Consider the following 12,401-nt stretch of genomic DNA (forward strand, 5'->3'; position numbering starts at 1 on the left):
AGAAGCGGTATAGTTCGGGCTGTCTGCCTGTCCTATACCGCTTCTTGCGCTGCACTAATTCCTAATAAGCTCAAGGCTGCTTGTCAGCGTGCTCCTTCGGCAAGCGGAGGGAGCCGAGACTGGCATTCTGGTCGGGGATGAAGAATCTGGATTTGGCCGTGCCGATTCGCTGCGCGGTATAGATGCCGGTGTGGCCGGAGAACAGGTAGCTGATGATGCATGCGATGAACAGATAGACCGCGCCCTCGGAGCCGAACAGCTCGATCCCCATAATAAAGCACGCAATCGGTGTGTTAGCCGCGCCGCAGAATACAGCTACGAATCCAAGCGCCGCAAGAAAAGGCACCGGAACGGCGAGGATGTCAGCCAGTGCGCTGCCAAGCGTGGAGCCGATGACGAACAGCGGTGTGACTTCGCCCCCTTGGAAGCCCGCTCCAAGCGTAACGGATGTAAATAAGGTCTTCAGCAGGAAAACAAGAGGGGACATGGATTCCTCGAAGGATTGCTGAATCAGCGGAATACCAAGTCCGAGATAATCCCTGCTCCCGGTCAGGTAGACAAGCGAGATGACGATTAGCCCGCCTGCGAAGCTCTTGATAACCGGGTTCTTGAACCACTTGGCATACAGTTTCTTAAGAGCGTGGGTAAGCTGGCTGAACAGCAGTCCGGCCAATCCGAACAGAATGGAAGCGATGACTACCTTGCCTATGAGCAGCGGGCTCATGGGTGGAATTTCTCCGATTGTATAATGAATATGGTATATCCCCCAGGAGGAGGTAACCAGATGGCCCACGAAGCTGGCGGCAAAGCAGGGAAGGACAGCCTCATAGCTGACAAGGCCGAATGCAAGCACCTCTAAGGCAAAGAGCGTTCCGGCCAGCGGTGTTCCGAAGATGGAGCCGAATCCGCCGCTGATGCCGCACATCAGGATGATTTTCCGGTCGAGCGGAGTCAGCTTCAGCAGCCGTCCGAACCAGTCGGCCAAGCTGCCGCCCATCTGGACTGCGGTGCCCTCGCGTCCGGCGGATCCGCCGAACAGATGGGTGGTAAGCGTACCGAGCAGTACCAGAGGCGCCATGCGCAAGGGAATGGTTCCGCTGGTGCCATGAATCTGACTAAGGATAAGATTATTGCCTTGTGCTGAATCCTTCCCGTATTGCATATAGAGGTAGCTGATTACTGCTCCTCCAAGCGGAAGCAGCCATAACAGCCACGGATTGGCCGTTCGTGTGCTCGTAACCAGATCCAGGCTGGACAGGAACAGCGCTGACGCTGAGCCGGTCAGGATTCCGACCATACCCCCGATCAGGCTCCACTTCAGCAAAGCCCCAAACAGCGCAATATGTATTCGCTTCTCAGCTGCCTGCTGCAGCTTCATCTTCCCTGCCTTCAAGTAATTCCCCATACACTATCTCTCCCTTTATGACAACAACCGAACGCTTCATAATAAATAGACTCCTACCTGCTCAGCACCGGGCTGGCTGGTAGGAGTCATTAGCACGAAGGCGGATAAAGGCGAACTCCCTCGCCCAATCAGTTATTTTTCATCATATCGGATAGAACAAGGAGCGTCAACGGCTGTCACAAGGATGTACAATTTAGTCGGCGACAGGGTTAGAGTGCTGGGAATGATTATGGGTGAGCAGAAGGGTAATGAAACCTACGCCAGTAATCGTAATCAGGGATAACAGGAATTGTTTTTCGGTCATAATGAAGTAGCCCGCACCGATAATCAGCACATCGAGGAAGAATATGACAATGCCAACGTTGATGCGGACAAAGCGGCTTACCAGGTGGGCGATCAGGTCGATGCCGTCCGTCGTGATGCTGTGTCTGAGCATAACGCCGACTCCCGTGCCGATCATTATACCGCCGATGATTGCACTGGCAAGCGGATGCAGGGGGAGCTTGTAAGGAATCAGATGTACAGCATCGATGAGCAGGGCGGTGATCAAGGCGCTGATAATGTTATACATGACCAGCCGTCTGCGGTACCACCATGCGACTGCATAGATCGGAATGCTGATAACGAGCATGGCCAATCCCGCGTTCACATGCAGCAGATACTTCAGCAGCAGTCCAACGCCTATCAAGCCGCCTTCAGTGATGTGGTAGGGCAGAATAAACAGATTGATAGCTAGGGCAATCAGCAGTCCTCCGAGGGTCATAATCCACAGCTTTTGAACAATCATCCGTATCCTCCAAGTATCTTGTCTCCATGCATTCTATGCTTGTACGGCAGGAATTATGGCATTTGGTTTGTTCAATGTATTGAAGCGGGGCTGATCACGAAATTTTGCTTTCGCGTCTGTTTTCCCATAAAATGATGAGATAATAACAAAAATAAAGATGTATACGCAGATGGAGGAGTTGTAAGACATGACTGACTTTCAAACCAAACTTGCCCGTTACGCTGAACTGATCGTGAAGACGGGAATCAATATTCAGCCAGGCCAGACGCTTGTTATCAATGCTGCGCTGGATTCTGCCGAGCTGGTTCGGCTGGCGGTTAAGAAGGCCTATGAAGCAGGGGCTTATCTGGTAAAGGTAAACTGGTCGGATGATGTGGTATCCCGCCTTCGCTACGATATGGCCGCTGATGAGTCCTTCCTGGATGAGCCCAAGTGGTATGCGGGCGAAATGCTTGAACTGGTGGAAAATAATGCCGCCGTTCTTCACATCGTATCGGCTGATCCCGATCTGCTTGCCGGCGTGCCGCAGGAGCGGATCATGAATTATCAGAAGACATACGGCCAGGCCATGGCGAAGTACCGTCAATATGTTCAATCCGATAAATTCAGCTGGTCCATAGCGGCTGCGCCTTCGGCTGCGTGGGCGGCCAAGGTGTTCCCGGATGTGCCGGAGCAGGATCGCATCAGCCGGATGTGGGAAGCGATATTCAAGGCTGTGCGTGTGGATCAAGAGGACCCGGTTGCAGCCTGGCAAGAGCATATCCGCAGTCTGAATGCGAAGTCCGATTATTTGAATACGAAGAAGTACAGCAAATTACATTACATAGCGCCTGGAACAGACCTTACCATTGAGCTTCCAGAAGGCCATATCTGGGTAGCAGCGGACAGTGTTAGTGAGAAGGGAACAGCGTTCGTGGCCAATATGCCGACAGAAGAAGTGTTTACAGCGCCTTCTGCTGGCGGTGTGAACGGCAGGGTAACCTCCACGAAGCCGCTCAGCTATGGTGGAACGCTGATTGACAAGTTTACGCTGACATTCAAGGACGGCCGTGTGATTGAAGCTGCGGCTGAGCAGGGGGAGGAGACGTTGAAGGGACTGCTGGCAATGGACGAGGGCTCGGCCCGCCTTGGCGAAATTGCGCTTGTGCCGCACCGTTCTCCGATCTCCGAATCGAATATTCTATACTACAATACATTGTTTGATGAGAACGCCTCGAACCATCTGGCACTCGGCAGCGCGTACGCTTTCTGCCTGGAAGGCGGCAAAGGTCTGTCTCAGGAGCAGCTGCGCGAGCGTGGTTTGAATACGAGCATCACACACGTTGATTTCATGATTGGATCCGGTGAGATGGATATCTATGGCATAACAGCTGACGGCAGGGAAGAGGCGGTCTTCCTTAAGGGAGAATGGGCATTCTAGTAAGGAGATCATTTCATATGAAGGAGCGCTTGCACATGGAGCTTAAACCTCTGAAGGGCCAGCATCATGTCTCAGCCATCACGGCTTCCGCGGAGAAAAATTATACCTTCTACACGCAAACGCTTGGAATGAGACTTGTCAAGAAGACCGTGAATCAGGATGATACTTCGGTCTATCATCTCTTCTACGCTGATGAACGGGGCAACCCGGGGACGGATCTGACCTTCTTCGAAATACCGCGTGCCGGCCAGACCGTTCCCGGTACAGACAGCATTACAACCACTTCGCTGCGAGTGAGGGATAATTCCTCGCTGGACTACTGGAAGCAGCGGTTAGAAGATCACGGTGTTGCGCATGATGATTTTTCGAATATTAACGGGCGGCGGACATTGGCTTTCCGGGATTTCGAAGGGCAGCGCTTAATGCTTGTATCGGATGAGCATAATGAGGGTGTTGCCGGGGGCCAGCCGTGGGAGAAGAGTCCCGTACCAACCCGCCATGGCATTCTCGGCCTCGGCCCCGTCTTCTTGACCGTATCCAGACCAGACCGTACAGCCCGGACACTGACTGATATTATGGGCTACCGTGAGCTTCCTTCATTTGAAGGGGAGGCCGGCCAGCCTCCAATCCGCGTTTTTACAACGGGGGAAGGCGGTACAGGAGCTGAGATCTATCTGGTTGAGCGGGCAGATTTATCGCGTGAGCGTCCGGGCAGGGGAAGTGTGCATCATGTTGCCTTCCGTGTCGAGAATGAAGAAGAACTGCGCAAATGGGTAGACCACATTACAAGCAGCGGACTCTCTAACTCGGGCTTTGTCGAGCGGTATTACTTCCGGTCGTTATATTTCCGGGAGCCTAACGGTATTTTGTTTGAATTGGCAACGGACGGTCCCGGGTTTGAGGGGGATGAGGATTTCGAGCATTTGGGAGAGGGCTTGGCTCTGCCTCCTTATTTTGAACCGCATCGGGAAGCGATAGAAGCGAATTTAAAGCCGCTGCATACCAGCCGGAGCTCGTAACCAAATCGAATAGGCCGACATGCCGATGGATGAAGAGATCGCGTCTATGGAATGCTGATAGTGTTTACTCAGTTTCCATAGCTGAAGCGATCTCTTTGTTTTGTTCAGCTGCGAAACATGGTAATATAGCTGGTAAGGCGCTCCAGCTGGCCGCGGTTGGAGCAAGGGCTGCATAACAGGAGGCAACTGATGGAGAAGATAGCTGAATTCATAATATATTTGCACCGCAGCCAGACGAGGCGGGGGACGTTCCAGCAGCTGGATGAAGACACTTGGTATAATTACTCGGCTGAAGAGAAGTGGTGCCGTTATCGTAAGGCTGAGAAGGAACAGCTGCAGCTGGAGCTGGTAGAGGTGTGGGAGGACGGTTTCATTACCTTGGTAGAGGTTATGATTCCTGCCGGACGCCAGAACATCCGCCGGCTGATTGCCGAGCTTGGCGAAGATGATTGTGTTGACGGTGAACTGACGGATGCCTTTCTATGGAAGGCTGAAGGCACGACACTGCATCCTTCGGACAGCGAGCCTGTTATTATTGAGAAGCTGTGTATCGAGCTTGGCAAGACGACCTGTAAACGGATCTACCGCAGCAAGAAGGAGCTCGCTGCCATTCTTAACGGATGGAATATCGATGTTGTCCGGGTAATGGGCGAAGGGGATATGACGCTGAAGGAATGGCTGAATTTTGAGAAGACGGATGAATAGCTGCCAGCCGTCGCATGGAGAATGTAATTAGCTTGCGCTGGGGCGCAGGCTTTTTTTGCATCTTTGCCAGATATGCCGGTACAGCTGCTTCCGCAGACGGACCGGCCATGCTGGCAAGATGCTGAATAATTAGTTAGGTGGCTGCAGTTGAAGCCAATCCTGCATGACGGGCTGGTAATGACGCTGGATTAAATCTTCACACAGCTCGGCGGCGCTTCGTTCGTCGGATATCTCAAATTGGCTGATCTGGTCGGGATTGCAGCCCGTATGACCACCGACACTGGTCGAAGCGCCGGCCGACATTTTGGTAACCCCCAAAGGAATCAGCCGATTGCGAAATGCTGTTCTTTCCCTAGTAGATAACGTAATCCCGCAGCGGGGCAGGAAGATGCGGTATGCTGCCATAGCTTGGACAAGCTCGCGGTCTCTTACCGGGTCACGAGGGGCAAAGCCGCCGAGATGCGGTCGCAGCCGCGGAACCGCTATGGCAATGTCGGTAGACGGATACCGCTGCTGCAGATAGCGGGCGTGCATGCCCGTGTGGAATGCTTCTTCGCGCCAGCTGTTAAGACCGAGCAGAGCCCCGATCGTTACGCTGCGCATACCTGCTCTGCATCCCCGCTCGGGTGCGTCCAGACGGTACTTGAACATGCGTTTAGGCCCTTTCAGATGCACGCTCTTATACACGTCTTCATCGTAAACCTCTTGAAAGATGGTCAGACTGTCTACACCTGCCGCTGTCAGCTCCGCATAAGCCTCTGTATCCATCGGGTTAACCTCTATCCCGATGGAGCTGCAGTATGGCTTCACAGCCTTAACACAGTCCACCAGATAGGGGAGCGGCGTAGCCTGCGGAGACTCGCCGGTGAGCAGCAGCAGATGCCGGATTCCCGTCTGGCTGATCGCCTGCGCTTCCGCAGCTGCCTGTTCGGCAGACAGCTTCGATCGCTGGAATTCATTGGTGACGCTGAAGCTGCAGTATACACAGTGGTTCACACAATGATCTGCCAGATACAGAGGCGTGAACAGCTGCATGGCGTAGCCAAAATGCTGCACAGTGAGGTCGTGCGCCGCTTGGGCGAGCTCCTCCAGAATGTGCCCGGCGGCAGGGGAGAGCAGCGCGGCATAATCCATCGTGTCCAGCTTCGATTTGCGGAGAACCGCTCTGACATCTTGAATGGTGAACGCGGTCCATGCTCTGCTGAGATCAAGCTGCCTTGACTCGGTCAACTGCTCATAATAGCTCATGAGAACCTTCTTCCTCCCTAAGAAACCCTGTCAGCGGTGAAGAAGCCGAAGCCAGCCTGCTGCTTAACGCTGTCCCCGCAAGATGGCCAAGGCGCCCTCCCTCAACGGCCTTGGCGAATGCTTCCGCCATCCGTACCGGGTCCCCGGCTGTTGCAATCGCGGTATTCACAAGTACTGCAGCGGCACCCAATTCCATAGCTTCAGCTGCCTCGGAAGGTTTGCCGATTCCCGCATCCACGATAACAGGAATATCAATGATTTCCTCTATGATGATCCCAATCAGCTCCTTCAGCCTGATTCCGCGGTTGGAGCCAATAGGTGAACCAAGCGGCATTACGGCTGCAGCACCCGCATCTCTCAGCTGCCTGGCAGCATGCAGGTCGGGATTCATGTACGGCAGAACAGTGAAGCCTTCGCGGGCTAACTGCTCTGTCGCTTTCAGTGTCTCATAATTATCAGGAAGCAGGTATTTGCTGTCGCTGATCACTTCAATCTTGACCCAGCTGCCCATGCCCGCAGCCTGGCCAAGCCTTGCAATACGCACGGCTTCTTCGGCATTCCTCGCACCCGATGTATTTGGCATCAGAATAATAGGCTCGGGAATCCATGCTGTCACGTCCTGGCTGCCGCCCATCACATCCAGCCGTCTTACTGCAGCCGTTACCACCTCGGCAGAGCAGGCCTGCAGCACCTCTGGAATTAGCGAATCCCTGCGAAACTTGCCGGTTCCGAGCAGCAGCCTGCTTCGCAGGGTGCGGTTTCCTACTTTCCATACATCCTCCATCTTCACATCCGCTCCTTCGTCTCCTAATAACGCTTCATCCAACCTGCATGCACCAAAAAACGCTTCCCTCTGCGCCAGAAAGCGGGCAGAAAGAAGCGTTAAATGCACGGCAGTGCCGTGTCAGCTCCAATTACCTCTTCTTCCGCTGGTATGACCCAGATCAAGTTTAACGGTCAACAGCGCATGCAGCTGTACTCTCAGCCGGTTGACCCGGCTCCCGTTCAGTAATGGTATGGTTGATTGCTGCTGATTCTAGCATACTTAACCGGTTTACCATGTGATAGTTATCATAGGCGGCAGTTATTTTCAGCTTATATTCAGGAAACATTTAGGCTGGTATAAGGTTCGTCTAAGTCTGCCTTCAGGTTAGCCATCTACAATTCTATTAGAGGCGAAGGAGAGTTTGATGGATTTACATATAGAGAAATGGAGGAATAGACGATGAATGAGTATGATAAGTTAGATCAGAATGGTGATTCCTTATACCCGGTTGCCGGCGAGAGAGTGGTGCTTGAAGGTGAGGTAGTATCCTTAGATACTGGGAACAGCGGCAGGCCGCAAGGCAGAAGCCGCAGAGGAACGGCCAGCAAGCTGTTTGCCGCATTCATGGCGGGGACTTTGACAGTTGGGGGATTGGCCTACACTGCAGATAGAATGAATTGGTTTACCGGGTTATCCGGCGAGACCGCGGGCATCGTCGCAAGCGCGATGAATGGAGCGGGCGAGGTGCGGCCCGTATCCTACAGCCTGTCCGATGCGCCGACAGTTGCCGAGATTGCGTCGGCAGCAAGTCCGGCAGTCGTCAGAATCGGTACGAAGATGCGGGCTCAGTCGCCTTCCTCCTATTGGCAGAACGATTGGTATTCCAGCCGTTCACAAGGTCTGGGCAGCAGGGGGCAGCAGGGATGGTCAGAAGGAGAGCCGGCCGGTGAGCTGCAGGACAGCGGGATTGGTACAGGCTATATATTCGACCAGTCGGGTTATATTTTGACTAATGAGCATGTTGTGAATGGCGCGGATGTGATTGAAGTAACAGTGCAGGGTTATGAAGAGCCGTTCACTGCCAAGCTTGTGGGAAGCCGGTACGATCTTGATCTTGCCGTGTTGAAAATCGAAGGAACGGCCCAATTCCCGGTCCTATCCATGGGGGATTCGGATGCAACGGCACCAGGAGATTGGCTGATTGCGATCGGCAACCCGTACGATCTTGATTATACCGTCACCACGGGGATATTAAGCGCGAAGGAGAGATCCTTCCAGATTGAAGACGAGCAGGGGACGCGCAGCTATGAGCATCTGTTCCAGACGGATACGGCGATTAACCCGGGCAACTCCGGCGGACCGCTGCTCAACATGAAGGGCGAGGTAATCGGCATTAATACTGCGGTTAGTGCGGACGCCCAGGGAATCGGCTTTGCCATCCCGGTATCGACAGTGAAGGCGGTGCTGAATGAGATGATGCTCGGTTCCGGATCGGACAGCAGGGCGGTGTCGGAAGACTATGGTGATTCCATCTAAGACGGGGCTTGCTATTAACACAAAGAGAGACGCAGCATGGCGTCCCTCTTTGTGTTTTTATCTGATGAACGCTCTCAGCCTGTCCAGCTTCTCTTCGGTCAATGGCCCTGCGTTATCAAGCTGCAGAATATGGGCATCCGGCAGGTTCCATGACACCTTCCTTGGTGAGAGGGTCTGACAATATTGATCCCAATTGTCCAGCTTCCATCTGTCCAGTGCAAGACCGCGGTGTTCAATCCTTGAACGGTACAGCTGCTCATCCTCCAAATACACGTAAACAGCTCTGCAGTTAATCAGCTGGGCTTCAAGTCCTGCGGCCTTCAGCTCCTGCTCCAGCCAATACCGCTCTGAGAGTTCCCTCGTGAACGGTCCGATTACGTAAACCTCGCTGCCAAGCTGCAGGTTCTCGAGTGCGGCATCCATCGTGATCCGGTACCCAAGATCACGGCACAGCCGTTTGTAATCCGGAGAGTCCCTGTCTTCAGGGTCCAGTCCTGCCGCCAGCATAACGGCGCGTGCCGCCGGCTGCAGCAGGGTATCCATATCCAGCAGCACTGCGCCGCTTGATGCGGCCAGTGATTTGGCAAGTGTTGTTTTGCCCGCCCCAGCGGGTCCGATGAAGAATACAAGCTTTGCCATATATGTATAAACCCCCTTATTCAAGTTGAGAAGCTTTACAGCCGTTATGACCGGGCTGAGGAGACCGGCAGCCGGATGATAAATTCCGTGCCGTTCTCTGGTTCACTCCGTACGGTAACTCTTCCGCCCAGCGACCGGATCAGCTGGTAAGAGAAGGTCAAGCCAAGGCCCGTCCCGGTAGATTTGGTGGAGAAGTATACTGTGCCGAGCCGTTCGATCTGCTCGGGGCTCATCCCGATTCCGTTATCCTTGATCAGCAAGCCGGCTTCATGATTGGAGGCAAGCAGGCGGATGACGACCATCCCGTCGCTGCGGTTCGAACAAGCCTCAATGGCATTCTTGATAAAGTTGATGAGCAGCTGCTTCATCTCATCCCGGTTCGACTCTACCCGCACCGACATGCTGCCGTCGTCAACCACGAGCTTTACGTTGTTCATATTGGCATAGGGAGTCATGACATCGGCAACCGCGTGTATCTGCTCGGAGAGGTCGATCTCTTCCCTGTGCTTGCCGAGCGGCCGGGAGACAGCAAGGTACTCCGAGAGAATGGTCTGCATCCGAACCAGCTCCTCGGTACATACATCGATATACTGATCCACCTTCTCCCTGGGCAGGGAGGGGTTGCGGATCAGCTTCAGGAAGCCCATCACGGAGGTTAACGGATTACGGACTTCATGAGCCAGAGAAGCTGCAACATGGCTGATGGCCTGAACCCGCTCATTATGTACATAACTGATGAACAGTTCTTTATCGGTTGCCGCCTTCTTAAACAGGGAAATAAGGAGCCAGATCCCGAGCGAATTCTGAACCGGCATAACCATGATGTGAAAGCTCAAGTGGCTCAGCATATAATTCGTTTCCATCATAAAGAGGATCAGCAGCGGGATAACAGAGAAGCTTAGCCCGGCTAGCGCGACAATCAGCTGTTTGCGCTCCTTGGCCATATGATAGCGGTTGACGAGCAGGATGGACAGCGGGAAGGTTACAAGCAGTATCGTATAGGCAGACAGCATCCCGTCACCCCCGAGATAGAGACGGTACAGAATAAATACGGCAAGCAGGACAATCCCCGTTGGCATGCCCCCGAACATAATGCCGAAGAACATAATTACATAACGGATGTCAAAGATGAAACCGGTTTCGACCGTAGAAGGAAACGTCATGGACAGCAGCAGGCATAGACAGGACGTGAGCGTGATGAAACAGCGGGAATAATTGACCGCCTTATCTCTGTAGTAAATGGTAAACAGCACGAACGGCATTAACGCAAACAACAGCTGCAGCATAATATTTTTGATATAGATCATGTAGGGCCCGGCCACCTTGGCGCTAGTATAATTTCAATAATTATACAACAAGCCTATGGAAAACGGTTCAGATCTTATATGTTTTTTTTTATGAAAATGAATCTTTGCTCAAACGAATTTTTACGCACGCCGAAGCAGGACTACCGATTCGGCAGACCTTGACCGTGGTGGAGGTGAAAGGTTAGGCAGGGCGAGTTACTGTGAAGCCTTTGGACTGTAGCTGTCGAATGAGTTCTGCTTCACGACGTTTTTCGCGCTCTTGTCTGTAGCGTTCAAGATAATCAGGGCCTAACTCTTTGTATGGGCTTTTGGTAAGCAACATGTGGTATACGATGCGAAGCAGCGTATGTCCAAGTGCGACCAAGGCTTTCTTCTTGCCTAGCCGCTTAACCCAACTCCAATATCTTGCTGAGAGCCTTGTGTTTCGCGTCATAGAAGCAGCCCAAGCACATTCACATAATACTGCTTTTAGATGGGCATTTCCGGATCGCGCTCGTGTTCTTTTTTTTTACCGGCGCTCTGGTGGTTGCCTGGCGTAACGCCTGCCCATGCGGCAAGATGGTGATCATCCTTGAAAACGGTCATGTCGGTACCGATTTCCGCGATAATGACAGATGCTGCTTGCTCGTTGATGCCAGGAATCGTAACGAGAAGATCTATGGCCTCTTGTTTGCTGGCTAATCGGTTTCGGATATCCTGCTCAACGAGTCGGATTTGCTTTTCAATGTACACGAGGTGATCCCAGGAGAATCGGATCATGTCGCGATGATGCTTACGAAGACGACCGTTGAGCGATTGAAGTAATTTGGGGGATTTGTGCTTGAGCGCACCCTTCATGTGCGTCTCAAGGAATTCCATTGTGATGACTTCACCATCTACGATCTTCTGGAGCAGCAGGCGTCCTGATGTTCCGAAGATGTCGGACATGTGGGTAGTTAACTTGATGTTCGCATCCTGCAGGGACTTATGGATGCGATTCTTCTCCGAGGTAGCGTCATACACCAACTTTTTGCGATAACGGGTCAGATCTCGAAGATCTCGGATGTCCTCCGAAGGCACAAAGCTTCCTTCAATAAGCCCGCAACGCAGCAATTTGGCGATCCACTCCGCGTCTTTCATGTCGGTCTTGCGTCCGGGAAGATTCTTGACGTGATGAGCATTGGCTAGCAGGAGGTCTAATTCAAAGGCTTCAAGCACGTTCCAAACAGACTTCCAATAAACGCCCGTACTTTCCATGGCGACGTGAGTGCAACCTTGCTCCACTAACCATTCGCCCAGTTCCATGAGCTCGTTCGTCATGGTACCAAAGGTGCGAATCTCTGATTTTGGAGCACGGTCCAGCTGCCCGGTAAGAACGCAGGCCACAACGGTTTCCTGGTGTACGTCGAGGCCTGCACAGCGCTCAAGAATGGCTTCCAACATTGTAACAATCCCTCCGACATGAGTATTGAACCGGAAAGACAACCGAAACAAACGAAGATTTTTTATCCGGACTCGCAGTCCGATAGCCTGTGCTTCAAGGTTGTCCGAGCAGTTTTATTTACGGGGTCGAACCCACCGCAAAAAGCC

At 52.9% G+C, this 12,401-nt stretch carries 11 protein-coding genes and 2 riboswitches; of the genes, 4 read left to right on the forward strand and 7 right to left on the reverse strand.

The features are described from left to right. Positions 1–70 precede the first annotated feature (70 nt). Together DNH61_RS09815 and DNH61_RS09820 are read right to left on the reverse strand one after the other, a co-directional pair. The gene (locus tag DNH61_RS09815) at positions 71–1,405 is read right to left on the reverse strand and encodes a voltage-gated chloride channel family protein (RefSeq protein ID WP_425452232.1); all 1,335 of its coding nucleotides are present in this window, start codon (positions 1,403–1,405) and stop codon (positions 71–73) included. 73 nt (positions 1,406–1,478) lie between these two features. Further along, a riboswitch (Fluoride riboswitch) is annotated at positions 1,479–1,539 on the reverse strand. A 59-nt stretch (positions 1,540–1,598) separates the two neighbouring features. Continuing rightward, positions 1,599–2,192 (reverse strand): YitT family protein, encoded by a 594-nt coding sequence (locus tag DNH61_RS09820; RefSeq protein ID WP_111146476.1) that lies wholly within the window; start codon positions 2,190–2,192, stop codon positions 1,599–1,601. A gap of 187 nt (positions 2,193–2,379) precedes the next feature. On the opposite strand from DNH61_RS09820, the gene DNH61_RS09825 reads away from it, so the two are divergent. The 3 genes from DNH61_RS09825 to DNH61_RS09835 all read left to right on the forward strand — a co-directional run bounded on the left by DNH61_RS09825 (position 2,380) and on the right by DNH61_RS09835 (position 5,336). Continuing rightward, entirely contained in the window at positions 2,380–3,612 is a 1,233-nt protein-coding gene (locus DNH61_RS09825; protein ID WP_111146477.1) for an aminopeptidase, read from the forward strand. A 35-nt stretch (positions 3,613–3,647) separates the two neighbouring features. Beyond that, the gene (locus tag DNH61_RS09830) at positions 3,648–4,631 is read left to right on the forward strand and encodes a ring-cleaving dioxygenase (RefSeq protein WP_111146503.1); all 984 of its coding nucleotides are present in this window, start codon (positions 3,648–3,650) and stop codon (positions 4,629–4,631) included. Positions 4,632–4,820: 189 nt separating this feature from the next. After that, positions 4,821–5,336 carry a hypothetical protein gene (locus DNH61_RS09835; RefSeq protein ID WP_111146478.1) on the forward strand — a complete coding sequence of 172 codons (516 nt, stop codon included), beginning with the start codon at positions 4,821–4,823 and terminating at the stop codon, positions 5,334–5,336. A 129-nt stretch (positions 5,337–5,465) separates the two neighbouring features. On the opposite strand, the gene thiH is transcribed toward DNH61_RS09835, so the two are convergent. Both thiH and DNH61_RS09845 read right to left on the reverse strand, forming a co-directional pair. Beyond that, on the reverse strand, positions 5,466–6,584 hold the full coding sequence (thiH, locus tag DNH61_RS09840; protein ID WP_111146479.1) for a 2-iminoacetate synthase ThiH: 1,119 nt from the start codon (positions 6,582–6,584) through the stop codon (positions 5,466–5,468). Further along, positions 6,571–7,368, reverse strand: coding sequence for a thiazole synthase (locus DNH61_RS09845; protein WP_111146480.1), 798 nt, complete (start codon positions 7,366–7,368; stop codon positions 6,571–6,573). Before DNH61_RS09845 ends, thiH begins: the two co-directional genes overlap by 14 nt. 120 nt (positions 7,369–7,488) lie before the next feature. Beyond that, a riboswitch (TPP riboswitch) is annotated at positions 7,489–7,599 on the reverse strand. 210 nt (positions 7,600–7,809) lie between these two features. On the opposite strand from DNH61_RS09845, the gene DNH61_RS09850 reads away from it, so the two are divergent. Beyond that, positions 7,810–8,886, forward strand: a complete 1,077-nt coding sequence (locus tag DNH61_RS09850) for a S1C family serine protease (RefSeq protein WP_111146481.1) — start codon at positions 7,810–7,812, stop codon at positions 8,884–8,886. 57 nt (positions 8,887–8,943) lie between these two features. Here the strand turns inward: DNH61_RS09850 and DNH61_RS09855 are convergent, their stop codons facing one another. From DNH61_RS09855 to DNH61_RS09865, 3 genes are all read right to left on the reverse strand, one after another. Next, positions 8,944–9,525 (reverse strand): P-loop nucleotide/nucleoside kinase family protein, encoded by a 582-nt coding sequence (locus DNH61_RS09855; protein WP_111146482.1) that lies wholly within the window; start codon positions 9,523–9,525, stop codon positions 8,944–8,946. A gap of 44 nt (positions 9,526–9,569) precedes the next feature. Then, the gene (locus DNH61_RS09860; protein ID WP_111146483.1) at positions 9,570–10,832 is read right to left on the reverse strand and encodes a sensor histidine kinase; all 1,263 of its coding nucleotides are present in this window, start codon (positions 10,830–10,832) and stop codon (positions 9,570–9,572) included. 468 nt (positions 10,833–11,300) lie between these two features. Then, positions 11,301–12,254: an IS110 family RNA-guided transposase gene (locus tag DNH61_RS09865; RefSeq protein ID WP_245947862.1), complete on the reverse strand. Its 954-nt coding sequence runs from the start codon at positions 12,252–12,254 to the stop codon at positions 11,301–11,303. Positions 12,255–12,401: the final 147 nt, after the last annotated feature.

This window comes from Paenibacillus sambharensis (assembly GCF_003233845.1).
GTDB lineage: Bacteria > Bacillota > Bacilli > Paenibacillales > Paenibacillaceae > Paenibacillus_I > Paenibacillus_I sambharensis.

Bases quoted from the DNA above. Each gene is read 5' to 3' on its own strand.
- DNH61_RS09815 (WP_425452232.1), bottom strand. From the start codon at position 1,405: ATGGGGAATTACTTGAAGGCAGGGAAGATGAAGCTGCAGCAGGCAGCT.
- DNH61_RS09820 (WP_111146476.1), bottom strand. From the start codon at position 2,192: ATGATTGTTCAAAAGCTGTGGATTATGACCCTCGGAGGACTGCTGATT.
- DNH61_RS09825 (WP_111146477.1), top strand. From the start codon at position 2,380: ATGACTGACTTTCAAACCAAACTTGCCCGTTACGCTGAACTGATCGTG.
- DNH61_RS09830 (WP_111146503.1), top strand. From the start codon at position 3,648: ATGGAGCTTAAACCTCTGAAGGGCCAGCATCATGTCTCAGCCATCACG.
- DNH61_RS09835 (WP_111146478.1), top strand. From the start codon at position 4,821: ATGGAGAAGATAGCTGAATTCATAATATATTTGCACCGCAGCCAGACG.
- thiH (WP_111146479.1), bottom strand. From the start codon at position 6,584: ATGAGCTATTATGAGCAGTTGACCGAGTCAAGGCAGCTTGATCTCAGC.
- DNH61_RS09845 (WP_111146480.1), bottom strand. From the start codon at position 7,368: ATGGAGGATGTATGGAAAGTAGGAAACCGCACCCTGCGAAGCAGGCTG.
- DNH61_RS09850 (WP_111146481.1), top strand. From the start codon at position 7,810: ATGAATGAGTATGATAAGTTAGATCAGAATGGTGATTCCTTATACCCG.
- DNH61_RS09855 (WP_111146482.1), bottom strand. From the start codon at position 9,525: ATGGCAAAGCTTGTATTCTTCATCGGACCCGCTGGGGCGGGCAAAACA.
- DNH61_RS09860 (WP_111146483.1), bottom strand. From the start codon at position 10,832: ATGATCTATATCAAAAATATTATGCTGCAGCTGTTGTTTGCGTTAATG.
- DNH61_RS09865 (WP_245947862.1), bottom strand. From the start codon at position 12,254: ATGTTGGAAGCCATTCTTGAGCGCTGTGCAGGCCTCGACGTACACCAG.